This window comes from Pseudomonas sp. PDM28, assembly GCF_019219115.1.
Taxonomy (GTDB): domain Bacteria; phylum Pseudomonadota; class Gammaproteobacteria; order Pseudomonadales; family Pseudomonadaceae; genus Aquipseudomonas; species Aquipseudomonas laurylsulfatiphila.
In genome coordinates, this window is record NZ_JAHUWG010000003.1 from 516,943 (window position 1) to 535,224 (window position 18,282).

Here is an 18,282-nt window from a genome sequence, read left to right on the forward strand (position 1 = left end):
ATCAGATACCCCAGAGAATCTGCACACCCCAGACGAAGTAAGCGAACATCGCAACGCCGCATACCGCCTGGAAAAGGAAACGTACTGCAGTCGCGGACTTGCCCAGCGCCATTGGCGTCAGGTAGTCGGTCGCGATGGTCCACATGCCGACCCAGGCGTGAGCGCCCAGGGCAACGAGGGCCAGCAGACTGAAGATACGCATCCCGTTGTGGGCGAACAGGCCGTGCCATTGGTCGTAGCCAATGCCCGGGTTCGCTGCGAGGTATCCGATCAGGAAGATGAAATAAGCCGCGAGAACGACCGCAGACACACGTTGCGCCATCCAGTCATAAAGACCGGAACGCGAAAGGTTCGTAACGCTGGTTACCATATCCAAACTCCTGCCAGAACGATCAACACCACGGAAACGGCGATGATAATTTTCGAGCCCAGGCGGCCGCCTTCCAGCGTCTCACCGATGCCCATATCCATGATCAAGTGGCGCACACCGGCTACCAGGTGATACAGAAGAGCGGACAGGAGGCCCCATGCTACGAACTTGGCCAGCGGGCTGGTCAAGCATGCCTTCACCTCGGCAAAACCTTCCTCGGAACCCAGGGATTTGCCCAATGCATAAAGCATGAAGCCAAGGCCCAGGAAGAGGATGATGCCGGAAACACGGTGAAGAAACGACGTAACGCCGGTGATGGGGAGTTTGATGGTCCTTAGGTCTAGGTTTACAGGTCGTTGGCTTTTCACGGCTTTTTTTTCACACTGAAGAGCCCCTAACAATCAGGGCAAAGTTGTTGGGGAGTGCACTGGTCAGGTAACCACCACCCAGGGATGCGACCCCCAATAAAGCAGGCCCAAAAGCCCCTGGCGGTCGGTGGCCGAGTATAGACAGTTAGGCTACTAATGACAACGCAAAGACCTAACCCAAACAGCTGATTGCGCAACGGACATAAAAGGCGTAAATGGCAGCCAATTTCGAGAAAAAAGTCCGGTTAAAGCCTTCTGGAGCAAGACTTTAGGCAAATTGACATTCGAATTTATCTCACTATAGTGGTGCGGGCCCTGCGTGGGGGGTCTGTCTGATGATTTCAAGCATAAATAGGAGGCCACATGGCTGACAAAAAAGCGCAGTTGATCATCGAGGGCGCAGCCCCCGTCGAGCTGCCCATTTTAACCGGCACCGTTGGTCCCGATGTTATCGATGTTCGGGGCCTGACGGCCACGGGCCGTTTCACCTTTGACCCAGGCTTCATGTCGACCGCCTCGTGCGAGTCGAAGATCACCTATATTGACGGCGACAACGGCATCCTGCTGCACCGCGGCTACCCGATCGAACAGCTGGCTGAAAAGTCGGACTACCTGGAAACCTGCTATCTGCTGCTCAACGGCGAACTGCCGACCGCAGAACAGAAGGCCCAGTTCGTCAGCACCGTGAAGAACCACACCATGGTTCACGAGCAGTTGAAGACTTTCTTCAACGGCTTCCGTCGCGACGCCCACCCGATGGCCGTCATGTGCGGCGTAGTCGGCGCCCTCTCGGCCTTCTACCACGACTCCCTGGACATCAATAACCCGCAGCATCGCGAAATCTCCGCGATCCGCCTGGTTGCCAAGATGCCGACCCTGGCAGCGATGGTTTACAAGTACTCCATGGGCCAACCCATGATGTACCCGCGCAACGACCTGTCGTACGCGGAAAACTTCCTGCACATGATGTTCAACACCCCGTGCGAGATCAAACCGATCAGCCCGGTACTCGCCAAGGCCATGGACCGGATCTTCATCCTCCATGCCGACCACGAGCAGAACGCCTCGACGTCCACCGTGCGCCTGGCGGGCTCCTCGGGCGCCAACCCGTTCGCCTGTATCGCTGCCGGCATCGCTGCACTGTGGGGCCCTGCCCACGGCGGTGCAAACGAAGCCGTACTGACCATGCTCGATGAAATCGGCGATGTTTCGAACATCGACAAGTTCATCGCCAAGGCCAAGGACAAGAACGATCCGTTCAAACTGATGGGCTTCGGTCACCGCGTTTACAAAAACCGCGACCCGCGCGCCACCGTCATGAAGCAGACCTGCGACGAAGTATTGAAGGAACTGGGCATCCAGAACGATCCGCAACTCGAACTGGCCATGCGCCTGGAAGAGATCGCCCTGACCGACCCATACTTCATCGAACGCTCGCTGTACCCGAACGTCGACTTCTACTCGGGGATCATCCTCAAGGCGATCGGCATTCCAACCAGCATGTTCACCGTGATCTTCGCCCTGGCGCGGACCGTCGGCTGGATCTCCCACTGGAAAGAAATGCTCTCCAGCCCGTACAAGATCGGCCGTCCGCGCCAGCTGTACACCGGCTACGAGTCGCGTGACATCACCAAGCTGGAAGACCGCAAGTAAGATCTGTCTTGCTGTAGCGTGTTGAGTTGTACCGGGAACGGCCTCTGCTTTTTATATAAAGAGCAGGAGGCCGTTTTTGTTTGTGCTTGGCGGTTTTTTGATCGTGGCATATCCGTTATTTAGGTAACGGCGGCTTATGGTTCCGCCCTTACGGCGGGTCACTTGGAAAAGCGCCAAGTAACCAAGCGCTTTTGCCCCTTACATTCGGTGCCTCGCCGCGGCTCGGCATGCCCTCGCTCCGGTCCTGCTCCGTGGGCCCGCCGCCATCGGCCATCCATGGCCGGGGGCGGCTAACCCGGCATCCTTGCCGGGTTGCCCACTGCACAGAACCTGCGCTCGGCCTCACGAGGGGGCGTACACCGCAACAGCGTCCGAGGCGGCCTACCGGCCGGCCTGTTTGCTGGCTTGGATCCGCGAGATTTCGGTCGGCTGACAGGCCGCCATCGCGAGCAAGCTCGCTCCCACAGAAGAGCAAAGGCAGGTCGGCGTACATCTTCGCTCTTCACCACTCATCAGGCCGAGCGTTAGCTCGCCTGCCGCTCTTGATCTTGATCCACCCGCCCCCTCGGAAGGCTGAGCGGAGGTGTTCATCAGGGGGCAGGCGCGCAGCGCCGTTCGACGAAGTCGAACACATCGAGAGGAGGTCGTCGCGAAGCAGACCGGAGGCGATGCGCCCTGATGAATACCGGAGCGAAGGAACCCCGAGCCTAGGCGAGGGGCCGTACGTAAGGGGCGAGCGTTTTTTGCTTACTTTTTTAGGCGCCTGTAAAAAAGTGAGTCGCCGTAAGGGCGAAACCGTAAGCCGCCGTTACCGCAACAATGGATATGTACACGGTCAACAAGAGACAGGTCGGCCGTCAGGCCGCCTTCGCGAGCAAGCCCGCTCCCACAGGATCGAGCACACCCGACAAATTCCGGTCGGTAATCGCCCAACAAAAATGCCCCGATCTCTCGATCGGGGCATTCAATGTCAGCGCAACTTAGATGTAAAGCGTTGAAGCCTTAGTGCGAAACCGCCCCGCTCGCCCCCAACCCAGTCTGCGAACGAACAAACTGCGGGAAGAACAGCGCCCGCTCATTGTCAGCCGCAGTCGACTTGTCAGTGACCGAGAAGAACCAGATCCCGACAAAGGCAATCATCATCGAGAACAACGCCGGGTACTCATACGGGAAGATAGCCTTCTCGTGATGCAGGATCTGCACCCAGATGGTCGGACCAAGGACCATCAGGCCCACTGCACTGATCAGACCCATCCAGCCGCCGATCATCGCACCGCGAGTGGTCAGCTTTTTCCAGTACATGGAAAGCAGCAGTACCGGGAAGTTGCAGCTCGCCGCGATGGAGAACGCCAGGCCCACCATGAACGCGATGTTCTGGCTTTCGAACAGAATGCCAAGAACGATGGCCAACACAGCCAAGGCAATGGTGGTGATCTTCGAAATACGAATCTCATCCTTCTCGTTGGCCTTGCCCTTCTTGATCACACTGGCATACAGGTCGTGGGACACCGCCGAAGCACCCGCCAGGGTCAGGCCAGCCACTACCGCCAGGATGGTCGCGAACGCCACCGCCGAGATGAAGCCCAGGAAGATGCTGCCACCGACCGCATTGGCCAGGTGCACCGCCGCCATGTTGTTACCGCCGAGCAACGCGCCGGCCGCGTCTTTGAAGGCCGGGTTGGTGCTGACCAGCAGGATCGCGCCGAAACCGATGATGAAGGTCAGGATGTAGAAGTAGCCAATGAAACCGGTTGCATACAGCACACTCTTGCGAGCTTCCTTTGCATCACTCACGGTGAAGAAGCGCATCAGGATGTGCGGCAGACCCGCTGTACCGAACATCAGTGCCAGGCCGAGGGAGAACGCCGAGACCGGATCTTTCACCAGACCGCCCGGACTCATGATCGCCTCACCTTTAGGGTGAACCTTGATCGCCTCGGAAAACAGCATGTTGAAGTCGAAGTTGACGTGTTTCATCACCATCAGCGCCATGAAGGAAGCACCGGACAGCAGCAGAACCGCCTTGATGATTTGCACCCAGGTGGTCGCCAGCATGCCGCCGAACAACACATAAAGGCACATCAGCACGCCCACCAGAATCACCGCGACATGGTAGTCGAGGCCGAACAGCAACTGGATCAGCTTGCCCGCACCGACCATCTGCGCGATCAGGTAGAACGCCACCACCACCAGCGAACCGCAGGCGGACAGTGAACGGATCTGGGTTTGCCCCAGGCGGTAGGACGCCACGTCGGCAAATGTGTACTTGCCCAGGTTGCGCAGGCGCTCGGCGATCAGGAACAGAATGATCGGCCAGCCCACCAGGAAGCCGATCGAATAGATCAGCCCGTCGTAGCCTGAAGCGAACACCAGCGCGGAAATACCCAGGAAGGAAGCGGCCGACATGTAGTCACCGGCAATCGCCAGGCCGTTCTGGAACCCGGTGATCTTGCCGCCAGCGGCGTAGTAGTCGGCTGCCGAATTATTACGCTTGGAAGCCCAGTAGGTGATGCACAGGGTGGCACCGACGAAGGCGACAAACATCAGGATTGCCGACACGTTAAGCGGTTGCTTTTGCACGGCACCGGTCAGGGCGTCAGCCGCCCAGGCGCCAGGTGCGAAAGCAGCGATGCTCAAAAGAGCCATTAGACGGCGGATCATTGCTGAGCCTCCTTGAGAATCGCATTGTTCAGGTCGTCAAATTCGCCATTGGCACGGCGTACGTAGATACCGGTCAGGACGAAGGCCGAGACAATCAGCCCGACGCCAATCGGTATGCCCCAGGTAATCGAGGACTCAGGGTTGATTTTCGCCCCCAGCACCTGCGGCCCATAAGCAATCAGAAGAATGAATCCGGAGTAAAGCCCTAGCATGATCGCCGAAAGAATCCAGGCGAATCGTTCCCTCTTGCTAACCAGCTCCTTGAAGCGCGGGCTGTTTTGAATCGAGAGGTAAATGCTGTCGTTCATTGTTTTTATCCTCGCAGCACAGATTGAAGTGGAACGGTATCCACTCTATGCGGCTGCGGGGCAGGTTCCAGACGACCTTAGTCTTAGAACCATATGACAGATTCGCCAATTTCCAGCATGCGCCAAACAACTGTGGGAGCGAGCCTGCTCGCGAAGGCGTCTGATCAGCCGACAACTCAGTCAACTGACAGAACGCTTCGCGAGCAGGCTCGCTCCCACAGGGTCAAGCGTGCTCTTTGTTATTACTTGGTCCAGTCAGCCACGCGCTCAGGGTGCTTGGCGATCCAGTCCTTCGCCGCGGCTTCAGGTTTGGCACCGTCCTGAATAGCCAGCATCACCTGGCCGATTTCATCCTTGGATTCCCACTGGAAGTTCTTCAGGAACTTGGCCACTTCCGGTGCCTTGGCCTCAAGCCCTTTGCTGCCGATGTTGTTCACGGTTTCTGCCGCGCCATACACGCCTTTCGGATCTTCGAGGAAGCGCAGTTTCCACTTGGCGAACATCCAGTGCGGTACCCAGCCGGTGACGGCGATGGATTCGTTTTTCTTCTCGGCACGGGTCAGCTCGGCAATCATGCCCGCGCCGGAACTGGCCTTGAGTTGATAACCGGTCAGGTCGTAGTCCTTGATGGCTTGATCGGTCTTGAGCATCACGCCTGAGCCGGCGTCGATGCCGACGATACGATTCTTGAAGGTGTCGTCGGTTTTCAGGTCCTCGATCGACTTGGCTTTGACGTACTCCGGCACGATCAATCCGATTTTTGCGTCCTTGAAGTTCGGGCCGTAATCGACGACCTGATCCTTGTTCTTCGTCCAGTATTCGCCGTGGGTCACCGGCAGCCAGGCCGACAGCATGGCGTCGAGTTTACCGGTCGCCACGCCCTGCCACATGATCCCGGTGGCAACGGCTTGCAGCTTCACGTCATAACCGAGTTTCTGCCTGATCACTTCGGCGGCCACGTTGGTCGTGGCAACGCTGTCCGACCAGCCGTCGACGTAACCGATAGTCACTTCCTTCCCGGCGGCACTGGCCACGGTAGAACTGATCGCCAGCACCAAAGCGGCACCTGCGCCCAAGAGTCGTCGCATCTTCATCGTTACTTCCCCGAAAGTGCTGCGCTCGACGGATGCCGAGTCGCTTAAACGTATTGTTGTGGTGCACAGCGCCCCCATCACGCCTCACAGCAAACTCGTCCCGACATCAGCGGAGTACTGACGCCTTCGATGATCAACCTGACGCTCATCGCGACCTGCTCTGCCAGCGACCTCAAGGCATCGAGAAACGACATCAGAAAGCCATTAATCCTGACCACGGGAAACGCACCTGCCAAACCGCCCGAACTTTGCATGTCAAAATCATGCAGGCCACCAAGCACGCGGTAAATGCAGGTAACATGCGCCGCTTTGCTCCCACACGGCCTGACCATGTCCGCGACATACCGCTTCCCCTTTGCTGCTTATCTATTCGCTTGCCTGCTCGGGCTGTTTGCCCTTGGCGGCTTCTGGTACGGCCTCGGCAAACCGGTGATCCTGCCGGACGCGGCCAGCGCCACGCACAAGCTGCAATGCGCATCCTATACACCGTTTGACAAGGATCAGTCGCCGTTCGATGTGCCATTCAACCTGCGTCCCGAACGTATGGATGCCGACCTCGCACTGCTGTCAAAAAGCTTCGAATGCATCCGCACCTATTCCATGACCGGCCTTGAAGCCCTGCCGGACCTTGCACGCAAGCACGGCTTGAAGTTGATGATCGGCGCCTGGGTCAACAGCAACCCGGTGGACACGGAAAAAGAAGTCGACCTGCTGATCGCTTCGGCCAACGCCAACCCGGATGTGGTCAGCGCAGTGATCGTAGGCAACGAAACCCTGCTGCGCAAGGAAGTCACCGGTGCGCAATTGGCGAGGCTGATCAACAAGGTCAAGAGCCAGGTCAAACAGCCCGTCACCTATGCCGACGTCTGGGAGTTCTGGCTCAAGCACCCTGAAATTGCCCCTGCCGTGGACTTCCTGACCATCCATTTGCTGCCGTACTGGGAGGACGATCCATCGAACATCGACGCCGCCCTGCAACATGTGGCCGAAGTGCGTCAGGTGTTCGGCAACAAGTTCGCACCCAAGGACATACTGATCGGCGAAACCGGCTGGCCCAGCGAAGGCCGCCAACGCGAAACTGCCCTGCCGAGCCGGGTCAATGAAGCCAAATTCATACGTGGTTTTGTCGCCATGGCCGAGCAGCAAGGCTGGCATTACAACCTGATCGAAGCCTTCGACCAGCCATGGAAGCGCGCCAGTGAAGGCGCAGTCGGCGGCTACTGGGGACTGTTCGATGCCAATCGCCAGGACAAGGGCGTGCTGGCCGGGCCAGTGACAAACGTCCCGTACTGGTCGCAATGGCTGGCAGTGGGCGGCCTGATCTTTATCGGCACCCTGCTGCTTGGCGGCCGGGTTCGCACGACGCGCGCGGCACTGGTGCTGCCACTGCTCGGCGCATTGGCGGCTTGCTCGATTGGCGCCTGGGGCGACCTGGCACGCGTCACCACTCGCTTCACCAGTGAATGGCTGTGGGTCGGGTTGCTGACCGTGCTGAATCTGCTGGTGCTGGCCCATGCAGCACTGGCGCTGAGTCCGCGTGACGGGTGGCGCGGGCAGGCTTTCGATTTACTGGAGCGCCGTGCTGGCTGGCTGGTTGCAACGGCAGGTTTCGCGGTGGCCGTGATGATGCTGGAACTGGTATTCGACCCGCGCTATCGCAGCTTCCCGAGCGTGGCGTTCATCGTGCCGGCGCTGGTCTACCTGTGCCGCCCGGTGAGCGTGCCGCGCCGGGAAATCGCCCTGCTGACCTTCATCATTGGCGCCGGTATCGCACCGCAACTGTTTCGTGAAGGTTTGCTGAACCAGCAGGCCTGGGGCTGGGCGCTGGCGAGTGTGTTGATGGTGGTTGCGTTGTGGCGCTGCTTGCGGGTTCGCACAGCTTGATGTTGCATTGACCCGACTGGCCTCATCGCGAGCAAGCTCGCTCCCACAATTGATCTTTGTCGCACACGGATTTTGTGTTCACTGAAGATCCACTGTGGGAGCGAGCTTGCTCGCGATAGCGGACTATCAGGCGCTGCGGGAAGCCCTGACCAACCGCAACCCGGCAATCACCACCGCCAACACCGCCAACGTCGTGTTGTACAAGGCCAACGCCGGAAAACCGAGCACCAGCGCCAGCACTGCCAACCACCACCCCGCACGCCCGGACAACACAAAGCCGATCACGGCAGCAGCCAAGGCGCCCCAGCCCAGAACCCCGAAGTGAATCATCAGGCCCAGATTCGAACGCACCTGGCATTCCCAACGGCTTGCCTCATCCACGCAAATGCCGACCCACTGCGCATCCTCCATGAAGCCATAACGCGCGCCATAACTGGCGGCCAACCATACAGGCAGCAAAACAAGCAGCAGGATCACGGGCAGGCGGCGGGACATGAAACACTCCAATTGGCGAAAAACGGCGGCCAGCTTAATCGCCCTTGAACGTTTCGCAAGCTATAACAACTGTTAACTGGGCATTCAATCGCTGCAAAGTGTATCGTCCAGCTACTATAACTTCGAAATCAGGCCTGTTTGGTGCCGAGGCTTGGCACTTTGGCGCGTATCCGGTGGTCATAGCCTGCGAAATTCATTTGACACCTTCTTCTAAGGGATTTAGTCATGCTCCGCTCCTTGCGCTTCGCCGCCCTGTTTGGCGGCCTTATACTGAGTGCGTCCGCACTGGCGGTCGACGTTGACGCCGCCAGTTATGGCTACCCCCTGACCAACCCGTTCGAGGCGACCATTGCGACCACGCCGCCGGACCTGCGTCCGGAGCTCCCCCTGGACGATGACATCGATCAGACCGTGCGCAGCGTCACCTTGCGTCCGGAACGGGCGTTCGAATTGCCGGACAATTTCTGGGCAGTCAAGAAACTCGACTACCGCATTGCCACGCAAGATCACGCCGCGCCGCTGATTTTCCTGATCGCCGGCACCGGTGCGCGCTATGACAGCAGCCTGAACGAATACCTGAAGAAGCTCTATTACAAAGCCGGCTACCACGTGGTGCAGTTGTCATCGCCCACCAGCTACGACTTCATCAGTGCCGCCTCGCGCTTCGCCACGCCGGGTGTTTCCAAGGAAGACGCCGAAGATCTGTACCGGGTAATGCAGGCCGTGCGGGCACAGAACCCGAAAGTACCGGTCACCGACTACTACCTGACCGGGTATAGCCTGGGGGCACTGGATGCCGCTTTCGTCGCGCACCTGGACGAAACCCGCCGCAGCTTCAACTTCAAGAAAGTCCTGCTGCTCAACCCGCCAGTCAACCTCTACACCTCGATCACCAACCTCGACAAGCTGGTCCAGACCGAGGTCAAGGGCATCAACACCAGCACCACGTTCTATGAACTGGTTCTGAACAAACTGACCCGCTACTTCCAGCAGAAGGGCTACATCGACCTCAACGATGCCCTGCTCTACGACTTCCAGCAGTCCAAGCAGCACCTGACCAACGAACAGATGGCCATGCTGATCGGCACCTCGTTCCGCTTCTCGGCGGCCGACATTGCCTTTACCTCGGACCTGATCAACCGTCGCGGCCTGATCACCCCGCCCAAGTTCCCGATCACCGAAGGCACCAGCCTCACGCCATTCCTCAAGCGTGCGCTGCAATGCGACTTCGACTGCTACATCACCGAACAAGTCATCCCCATGTGGCGCGCTCGAACCGACGGCGGCAGCCTGCTGCAACTGATTGACCAAGTGAGCCTGTACGCGCTGAAGGACTATCTGCACGAAAGCCCGAAAATCGCCGTCATGCACAACGCCGACGACGTGATCCTCGGTCCTGGCGACCTGGGCTTCCTGCGCAAGACCTTCGGTGATCGCCTGACCGTTTACCCGCACGGGGGCCACTGCGGCAACATTAACTACCGCGTCAACAGCGACGCCATGCTGGAGTTCTTCCGTGGCTAAATACCTCCTGCTTTTCGCAGCGTTACTCTGTGCAGGCGTCGCGCAAGCCGACAACAGCAAGGCCAACGCTCCCGTGGTCGTCGACAGTGACGGCTTCAAGGAGCCGCTGAGCAAACTCAAGTTCAACCCGGGCCTGGACCAGCGCGAATTCGAGCGTTCGACGCTCAGCGCACTGGCCGTCTACGATCCGCTGGAAGAGTGGAACCGGCGCGTCTACCACTTCAACTACCGCTTCGACCAATGGGTATTCCTGCCAGTGGTCAATGGTTACCGCTACGTCACCCCGAGCTTCCTGCGCACCGGCGTCAGCAACTTCTTCAACAACCTCGGCGATGTGCCGAACCTGTTGAACAGCCTGCTGCAACTCAAGGGCCAGCGCTCACTGGAAACCACCGGGCGACTGCTGCTCAACACCACCATCGGCATCGCCGGCCTGTGGGATCCGGCCACCGCCATGGGCCTGCCACGCCAGAGCGAAGACTTCGGCCAGACCCTGGGCTTCTATGGTGTTCCGGGCGGCGCCTACTTCGTCCTGCCGATCCTCGGTCCGTCGAACCTGCGTGATACCGGCGGCCTGCTGGTGGATTACACAGCAGAGAATGCGATCAACTACCTCAACGTGGCCGAAGTCAGCTCCAATCATCCGGAAGTCTGGATCCTGCGCGGCATCGACAAGCGCAACCAGACCACCTTCCGTTATGGCCAACTGAACTCACCGTTCGAGTACGAGAAAGTGCGTTACGTGTATACCGAAGCGCGCAAGTTGCAGATCGCCGAGTAATTCCGATAGCCGAAAAACACTGTGGGAGCGGGCTTGCTCGCGAATAGGGTGTGTCAGATAACCTTTTTGGTGACTGACACACCCTATTCGCGAGCAAGCCCGCTCCCACATTTGTTTAGCGTTGTCTTCAGCCTTTCAGGGCTTTCCAGATCTTGCCGACAGTCATAACCCCAACCAAGACCACCGCCCCCGCCACAATCCCCGCCACGCCATTGAGCAACACCGGCACGATAAATCCGCCACTGCCTGCCGCTGCACCGACACTTTCGATCCAGTGATGCACCACCGGCACACCGTGCGTGAGAATCCCGCCGCCGACCAGGAACATCGCCGCCGTGCCGATCACCGACAGGCTCTTCATCATGTACGGTGCCGCACGCAGAATTCCGCCGCCGATGCTTTTCGCCATCTGCCCGGGTTTTTGGGTCAACCACAGGCCAAGGTCGTCGAGCTTGACGATACCCGCCACCAATCCGTACACGCCGACCGTCATGACAATGGCAATGCCTGAAAGCACGATGATTTGCTGGGTCAATGGCGCACCGGCCACGGTGCCCAAGGTAATGGCGATGATTTCCGCCGAAAGAATGAAGTCGGTGCGGATCGCGCCTTTGATCTTGTCCTTCTCGAACGCCACCAGGTCAGTGGCAGGGTCGGCCACCGCCTCGACCAACTGCGCATGCTCGACGGCGTCTTCGGCCTTGCTGTGCAGGAACTTGTGGGCGAGTTTTTCAAAGCCTTCAAAGCACAGATAAGCGCCGCCGACCATCAACAGCGGTGTGACCAGCCACGGAATGAACGCACTGATCGCCAACGCCGACGGCACCAGGATCAATTTATTGGTGAACGAACCCTTGGCGACCGCCCAGACCACCGGGATTTCCCGCTCGGCCCGCACGCCGCTGACTTGCTGGGCATTGAGTGCCAGGTCGTCACCGAGTACGCCGGCCGTTTTCTTGGCGGCCATTTGGGTCATCAATGAGACGTCATCCAGCACGGCCGCGATGTCGTCGATCAGTACCAGCAAACTGCTTCCTGCCATGAATCTTGTTTCCTTCTGCAATGAATGCGCAGCAGCATAGCGCGGCATCACGGGCTGCGGTGCATTCTTGAGCGCCGCGCGAGGCCGGTGATACCATGCGCAACCGCCAGAACAGGCAAGGAATCACCGGGTTTATGAGCACTATCCGCGAGCGCAACAAACAACTGATCCTGCGTGCCGCCAGTGAGGAATTCGCCGACAAAGGCTTCGCTGCGACCAAAACCAGCGACATCGCAGCCAAGGCGGGATTGCCCAAGCCCAACGTCTACTACTACTTCAAATCCAAGGAAAACCTCTACCGCGAGGTCCTGGAAAGCATCATCGAGCCGATCCTGCAGGCTTCGACACCGTTCAATCCGGACGGCGAACCCGGCGAAGTGCTCAGCGGCTACATTCGCTCGAAAATCCGCATCTCCCGCGACCTGCCTTTCGCCTCCAAGGTGTTCGCCAGCGAAATCATGCACGGCGCGCCCCACCTGAGCACCGACCTGGTCGAACAGCTCAATGGCCAGGCCAAACACAACATCGAGTGCATCCAGACCTGGATCGACCGCGGACAAATCGCCCCCATCGACCCCAACCACCTGATGTTCAGCATCTGGGCCGCCACCCAGACCTACGCCGACTTCGACTGGCAGATCACCGCCATCACCGGCAAGGCCAGGCTGGATGAAGAAGATTACGAAGCGGCGGCGCAGACGATTATCCGGTTGGTGTTGAAGGGGTGTGAGCCGGGCTGAACGACCGCGGTGTGGCCATCGCTGGCAAGCCAGCTCCCACAGGTTTCTGTGTTGAATTCAAAATCCGTGAACGACACAAATCTCTGTGGGAGCTGGCTTGCCAGCGATGAAGGCAACTCTGTGCTGACTCAAACCCAGATAGCATCCCACAGCGGATAGTCGCCAAGTTTTTCAACAAGTCCGGCCCGCAGTGGATTTGCCACGACATACCGGGCCAACTTCACCAAGTCCTCCTCCCGCCTCAACGCCCGGTCGTGATAACCCTGCTGCCAAAGCGGCCCGCTTCTACTACTCGAAAGATTCACCTCCCTCGTAATCAGGGATTTGGTCTGGCGCATCAGCTTTCTTAGCGAGCAGTTTTCCAATTCGACCAGCCAATGAAAATGGTCGGGCATGACGACCCAAGCCAATGTTTTTGCCAATCCGCCATCTTGTGCACGGCGAAATTGATGAACCACCAATCTGCCCAAAGCGAAGTCGGCAAAAATCGGCTCGCGATCCAGAGTGTTGGTGGTCAGCAAATAGATTCGATTGGGTTCGGCATAGCGACCCGTGCGCAGGCGATGTGAAGCAGGTGAGTCGGACATTCCTTTGCCACTCTCAAGATGAAGTCATGAGAAGGCTAGCCCTGGAAATACTGGGGGGTAATGCAGACTTTTAGCTGGATGTGTCCCGTCGATAGCCATCGCGGGCAAGCCCGCTCCCACAGGGTCTGATGGTGCACATAAAATATGTGAGCACCTTCGATCATTGTAGGAGCGAGCCTGCTCGCGATGGCATTAGCTCAAACGCAGAAGATCAAGCCGCCACCCCCGCATCCGCCACCAACCCCAACGCCTCGATGGCATTGATCGCGCACTGCTCGTCAACATCCGACAGATCGCCGCTGATCCCTACTGCTCCCAGCACATTCCCGTCCTGATCCCGCACCAGCACACCACCCGGTGCCGGCACGACGCTGCCCTGCCCCAGGCTGTTCAACGCGGCGATAAACGCCGGGCGTTGCTGGGCGTCCAGCGCCAGCAGGCGTGAGCCCTTGCCCAGCGCGATGGCGCCCCAGGCCTTGCCGATGGCGACGTGCGGGCGCAGCAGGCTGGCGCCGTCTTCGCGTTGCAGGGTGATCAGATGCCCGCCGGCATCCAGTACCGCGATGGTCAAGGGTGCCGCAGAGATTGCACGCCCTGCGTTGATGGCCTCGTTGACCAGGTTGACTGCGACTTTCAAGGTTAAAGCGCTCATGGTGCCGTCCTCATTTTGTTATAGGGAAAGTCGTGGGGCTGCGCTTTTGTGCCGCAGCCCGATGCAACAAATAGAACACAATGAATTATTTTTTTGTATACAATAATTATCGAAAGGCGCCACATGCGACGAAAAGCCACAGTAGAACGGGCTTCCGACGAATGAAACAAGCGCTTGAGAAAATGGATTGACCTGCGCCGTCCGCCGTGAATACACTCTGCGCAAAGCCACTTGTATACAATTACAAAACGTAAAGAGGCACAAAACCATGAGCAAAATGAGAGCAATCGAAGCCGCCGTTCTGGTGATGCGCCGTGAAGGGGTCGATACCGCTTTTGGCATCCCGGGTGCCGCCATCAACCCGCTGTACTCCGCCCTGCAAAAGGTCGGCGGCATCGATCACGTACTCGCTCGCCACGTTGAAGGCGCCTCGCACATGGCCGAGGGCTACACCCGCACCAAGGCCGGCAACATCGGCGTGTGCATCGGCACTTCCGGCCCGGCCGGCACCGACATGGTCACCGGGCTCTACAGCGCCTCGGCCGACTCGATTCCAATCCTCTGCATCACAGGGCAAGCACCCCGCGCCCGTATGCACAAGGAAGACTTCCAGGCTGTCGACATCACCAGCATCGTCAAGCCAGTCACCAAGTGGGCGACCACCGTTCTGGAACCGGGCCAGGTGCCTTACGCGTTCCAGAAAGCCTTCTATGAAATGCGCTCCGGCCGTCCAGGCCCGGTGCTGATCGACCTGCCGTTCGACGTTCAAATGGCGGAAATCGAATTCGACATCGACGCTTACCAGCCACTGCCGCTGGCCAAGCCGACCGCTAGCCGCGTTCAGGTCGAGAAGGCCCTGGCCTTGCTGGATCAGGCCGAGCGTCCATTGCTGGTCGCCGGTGGCGGCATCATCAACGCCGACGCCAGCGACCTGCTGGTGGAGTTCGCCGAGCTGACCGGCATTCCAGTGATCCCGACCCTGATGGGCTGGGGCACCATTCCAGACGATCACCCACTGATGGTGGGCATGGTTGGCTTGCAGACCTCGCACCGCTACGGCAACGCAACCATGCTCAAGTCGGACGTGGTGCTGGGCATCGGTAACCGTTGGGCCAACCGTCACACCGGTTCGGTTGATGTCTACACCGAAGGCCGCAAGTTCATCCACGTCGACATCGAAGGCACTCAGATCGGCCGCGTGTTCACCCCGGACCTGGGCATCGTGTCCGACGCCGCTGCCGCGCTGACCGTGTTCATCGAAGTCGCTCGCGAATGGCAAGCCGCCGGCAAGCTGAAAAACCGCAGCGCCTGGCTGCAAGACTGCCAGCAGCGTAAAGCCAGCCTGCAGCGCAAGACTCACTTCGACAACGTACCGGTCAAGCCGCAACGCGTTTACGAAGAAATGAACCAGGTGTTCGGCAAGGACACCTGCTACGTCAGCACCATCGGTCTGTCGCAAATTGCCGGCGCGCAGTTCCTGCACGTCTACAAGCCGCGCCACTGGATCAACTGCGGTCAGGCAGGCCCTCTGGGCTGGACCATTCCGGCAGCGCTGGGTGTGGTCAAGGCTGATCCGAACCGTAAAGTCGTGGCCCTTTCGGGGGACTATGACTTCCAGTTCATGATCGAGGAATTGGCGGTGGGCGCGCAGTTCAAGCTGCCGTACATCCATGTTGTCGTGAACAACTCGTACCTGGGCCTGATCCGCCAGGCGCAACGCGGTTTCGACATGGACTACTGCGTGCAGCTGTCCTTCGACAACCTGAACGCGCCTGAACTCAACGGCTACGGTGTGGACCACGTCGCGGTGGCCGAAGGCCTCGGCTGCAAGGCACTGCGCGTATTCGAACCGGCTCAGATCCAGCCTGCCCTGCGCAAGGCTCAGGAACTGATCGAAGAGTTCAGGGTGCCGGTGATCGTCGAGATCATCCTGGAGCGCGTGACCAACATTTCCATGGGCACCGAGATCAACGCCGTCAACGAATTCGAAGACCTGGCGCTGGTCGGCAACGACGCACCGACTGCGATTTCGCTGCTCGACTAACTGCTGACCGCTCTCCCTGTGGGAGCGGGCTATGTGGCGAGGGAGCTTGCTCCCGCTCGGCTGCGAAGCAGTCGTAGAGCTTTTGGGGCCGCTTCGCGCCCCAGCGGGAGCAAGCTCCCTCGCCACATGGCTCGCTCCCACAAGGGGATCCTCACAAAATTTACAGGAGACCACCATGCCGCGTTTCGCAGCCAACCTGTCCATGCTGTTCACCGAACAGGACTTTCTTGCCCGTTTCGAAGCGGCCGCCAAAGCCGGCTTCAGTGGTGTCGAGTACCTGTTCCCGTACGACTTCAGCTCCGCCGAAATCAAGGCCAAGCTCGACGCCAACGGTCTGACCCAAGTGCTGTTCAACCTGCCGGCCGGTGACTGGGCCAAAGGCGAGCGCGGTATCGCGTGCCTGCCGGACCGGGTTGAGGAGTTCCGTGCCGGTGTCGATCTGGCCATCGCCTACGCGCAAGTGCTGGGCAACACCCAGGTCAACTGCCTGGCCGGTATCCGGCCGCAGGGCTTTGACGATGCCACCGTGGAGAAAACCTTCGTCGCCAACCTCAAGTACGCGGCCGACAAGCTGCAAGCGGCGGGCATCAAGCTGGTGATGGAAGCGATCAACACCCGTGACATTCCAGGTTTCTACCTGAACAACACGGCGCAAGCCCTGTCGATTCGCGAGCAGGTCGGCAGCGCCAACCTGTTCCTGCAATACGACATCTACCACATGCAAATCATGGAAGGCGACCTGGCCCGCACCCTGCAATCGCACCTGGGCGAGATCAACCATGTGCAGCTCGCGGACAACCCGGGACGCAACGAACCAGGCACCGGTGAAATCAACTACCGCTTCCTGTTCGAACACCTGGACCGCATCGGCTACCAGGGCTGGGTCGGTTGCGAATACAAGCCGCTGACCACCACGGAAGCGGGCCTGGGCTGGCTCAAAACCCATAACGCGATCTAACACAAATCCCTGTGGGAGCGAGCTTGCTCGCGATAGCGGTGGGACAGTCAACTCAATGCTGAATGTTATGGCCCCATCGCGAGCAAGCTCGCTCCCACATAAAAGCAGCACTCCCCTATTTGCTTGAAGCAGCAACAAAAACAAGAGGATTTTCTCATGGCTAAAATCGGATTTATCGGCACCGGCATCATGGGCCACCCAATGGCGTTGAACCTGCAGAAAGCCGGTCACAGCCTGTTCCTGTCGGCGCACCACGACGCCGCTCCTGCCGACCTGGTCGCCGCTGGCGCCGTTGCTCTGGCGAACCCGAAAGAAGTCGCCCAGGAAGCTGAATTCATCATCGTCATGGTGCCGGATACCCCGCAGGTCGATGACGTGCTGTTCCGTGCCGACGGTATCGCTGCCGGCGTGGGCAAAGGCAAAGTAGTGATCGACATGAGCTCGATCTCGCCGACCGCCACCAAGGCTTTCGCCGCGAAGATCAACGAAAAAGGCGCGCAATACCTCGACGCCCCGGTCTCCGGTGGTGAAGTCGGCGCCAAGGCGGCGACCCTGAGCATCATGGTCGGCGGCGATGCCGACGCCTTCGAACGCGCCCTGCCGCTGTTCCAGGCCATGGGCAAGAACATCACCCTGGTCGGTGGCAACGGCGACGGTCAAACCGCCAAGGTGGCCAACCAGATCATCGTGGCCCTGAACATCCAGGCGGTGGCCGAAGCCCTGCTGTTCGCTTCGAAAAACGGCGCCGACCCAGCCAAGGTGCGTGAAGCGCTGATGGGCGGTTTCGCTTCCTCGAAGATCCTCGAAGTGCACGGCGAGCGCATGATCAAGGGCACCTTCGATCCTGGCTTCCGCATCAGCCTGCACCAGAAGGACCTGAACCTGGCCCTGCAAGGCGCCAAGGAGCTGAACATCAACCTGCCGAACACCGCCAACACCCAGCAAGTGTTCAGCACCTGCGCGGCCATCGGTGGCAGCAACTGGGATCACTCGGCGCTGATCAAGGGCCTGGAACACATGGCGAACTTCTCGATTCGCGACAAAAAATAATCTGCGCCTCTGGCTCGCTCCCTGTGGGAGCGGGCTTGCCCGCGATGGCATCGATGCGGTTTTCCTGAATG

Annotated in this window: 18 protein-coding genes; 8 read left to right on the plus strand and 10 right to left on the minus strand. The window is 59.2% G+C overall.

The genetic code is table 11. The features are described from left to right. Window position 1: 1 nt before the first annotated feature. Together sdhD and sdhC are read right to left on the minus strand one after the other, a co-directional pair. Complete coding sequence (sdhD, locus tag KW841_RS08815; protein ID WP_007977503.1) at window positions 2–370, minus strand: succinate dehydrogenase, hydrophobic membrane anchor protein; 369 nt, start codon at window positions 368–370, stop codon at window positions 2–4. Further along, on the minus strand, window positions 364–738 hold the full coding sequence (gene sdhC, locus KW841_RS08820; protein ID WP_015096190.1) for a succinate dehydrogenase, cytochrome b556 subunit: 375 nt from the start codon (window positions 736–738) through the stop codon (window positions 364–366). The genes sdhD and sdhC overlap by 7 nt, the downstream gene beginning before the upstream one ends. Before the next feature lie 363 nt (window positions 739–1,101). Here sdhC and gltA point away from each other — a divergent pair, with 363 nt between their 5' ends. Further along, window positions 1,102–2,391 (plus strand): citrate synthase, encoded by a 1,290-nt coding sequence (gene gltA / locus KW841_RS08825; protein WP_007977501.1) that lies wholly within the window; start codon window positions 1,102–1,104, stop codon window positions 2,389–2,391. A 1,002-nt stretch (window positions 2,392–3,393) separates the two neighbouring features. Here gltA and KW841_RS08830 read toward each other — a convergent pair. The 4 genes from KW841_RS08830 to KW841_RS08845 form a co-directional block, all read right to left on the minus strand. Continuing rightward, window positions 3,394–5,052, minus strand: coding sequence for a cation acetate symporter (locus KW841_RS08830; RefSeq protein WP_218475288.1), 1,659 nt, complete (start codon window positions 5,050–5,052; stop codon window positions 3,394–3,396). Next, complete coding sequence (locus tag KW841_RS08835; protein WP_007971395.1) at window positions 5,049–5,360, minus strand: DUF485 domain-containing protein; 312 nt, start codon at window positions 5,358–5,360, stop codon at window positions 5,049–5,051. Before KW841_RS08835 ends, KW841_RS08830 begins: the two co-directional genes overlap by 4 nt. 242 nt (window positions 5,361–5,602) lie before the next feature. After that, complete coding sequence (locus tag KW841_RS08840; RefSeq protein WP_218475290.1) at window positions 5,603–6,454, minus strand: glycine betaine ABC transporter substrate-binding protein; 852 nt, start codon at window positions 6,452–6,454, stop codon at window positions 5,603–5,605. A gap of 77 nt (window positions 6,455–6,531) precedes the next feature. Next, window positions 6,532–6,708, minus strand: a complete 177-nt coding sequence (locus KW841_RS08845; protein WP_256357737.1) for a hypothetical protein — start codon at window positions 6,706–6,708, stop codon at window positions 6,532–6,534. A 34-nt stretch (window positions 6,709–6,742) separates the two neighbouring features. On the opposite strand from KW841_RS08845, the gene KW841_RS08850 reads away from it, so the two are divergent. Beyond that, complete coding sequence (locus tag KW841_RS08850) at window positions 6,743–8,338, plus strand: beta (1-6) glucans synthase (protein WP_218475294.1); 1,596 nt, start codon at window positions 6,743–6,745, stop codon at window positions 8,336–8,338. A gap of 126 nt (window positions 8,339–8,464) precedes the next feature. Here KW841_RS08850 and KW841_RS08855 read toward each other — a convergent pair whose 3' ends face one another. Further along, a complete protein-coding gene (locus tag KW841_RS08855; protein WP_218475296.1) occupies window positions 8,465–8,833 on the minus strand; it encodes a hypothetical protein in 369 nt (122 codons plus the stop codon). Window positions 8,834–9,058: 225 nt separating this feature from the next. Between KW841_RS08855 and KW841_RS08860 the strand changes: the two genes are divergently transcribed. Continuing rightward, window positions 9,059–10,357, plus strand: a complete 1,299-nt coding sequence (locus tag KW841_RS08860) for a serine/threonine protein kinase (RefSeq protein WP_218475298.1) — start codon at window positions 9,059–9,061, stop codon at window positions 10,355–10,357. Beyond that, window positions 10,350–11,138, plus strand: a complete 789-nt coding sequence (locus KW841_RS08865; protein WP_218475300.1) for a VacJ family lipoprotein — start codon at window positions 10,350–10,352, stop codon at window positions 11,136–11,138. Before KW841_RS08860 ends, KW841_RS08865 begins: the two co-directional genes overlap by 8 nt. A gap of 127 nt (window positions 11,139–11,265) precedes the next feature. Here the strand turns inward: KW841_RS08865 and KW841_RS08870 are convergent, their stop codons facing one another. Further along, entirely contained in the window at window positions 11,266–12,180 is a 915-nt protein-coding gene (locus KW841_RS08870; RefSeq protein ID WP_218475303.1) for a DUF808 domain-containing protein, read from the minus strand. Between the two features lie 134 nt (window positions 12,181–12,314). Between KW841_RS08870 and KW841_RS08875 the strand changes: the two genes are divergently transcribed. Next, window positions 12,315–12,920 carry a TetR/AcrR family transcriptional regulator gene (locus KW841_RS08875; RefSeq protein WP_218475305.1) on the plus strand — a complete coding sequence of 202 codons (606 nt, stop codon included), beginning with the start codon at window positions 12,315–12,317 and terminating at the stop codon, window positions 12,918–12,920. A gap of 128 nt (window positions 12,921–13,048) precedes the next feature. Here the strand turns inward: KW841_RS08875 and KW841_RS08880 are convergent, their stop codons facing one another. Beyond that, window positions 13,049–13,507 (minus strand): transposase, encoded by a 459-nt coding sequence (locus tag KW841_RS08880; RefSeq protein WP_126046716.1) that lies wholly within the window; start codon window positions 13,505–13,507, stop codon window positions 13,049–13,051. A gap of 211 nt (window positions 13,508–13,718) precedes the next feature. Next, complete coding sequence (locus KW841_RS08885; RefSeq protein ID WP_218475308.1) at window positions 13,719–14,159, minus strand: heme-binding protein; 441 nt, start codon at window positions 14,157–14,159, stop codon at window positions 13,719–13,721. Between the two features lie 268 nt (window positions 14,160–14,427). Here KW841_RS08885 and gcl point away from each other — a divergent pair, with 268 nt between their 5' ends. The 3 genes from gcl to KW841_RS08900 all read left to right on the plus strand — a co-directional run bounded on the left by gcl (window position 14,428) and on the right by KW841_RS08900 (window position 18,211). Next, a complete protein-coding gene (gene gcl / locus KW841_RS08890; protein WP_218475310.1) occupies window positions 14,428–16,203 on the plus strand; it encodes a glyoxylate carboligase in 1,776 nt (591 codons plus the stop codon). 175 nt (window positions 16,204–16,378) lie between these two features. Beyond that, a complete protein-coding gene (gene hyi, locus KW841_RS08895) occupies window positions 16,379–17,161 on the plus strand; it encodes a hydroxypyruvate isomerase (protein WP_007971414.1) in 783 nt (260 codons plus the stop codon). 156 nt (window positions 17,162–17,317) lie between these two features. Continuing rightward, window positions 17,318–18,211: a 2-hydroxy-3-oxopropionate reductase gene (locus KW841_RS08900; protein WP_095963879.1), complete on the plus strand. Its 894-nt coding sequence runs from the start codon at window positions 17,318–17,320 to the stop codon at window positions 18,209–18,211. Window positions 18,212–18,282: the final 71 nt, after the last annotated feature.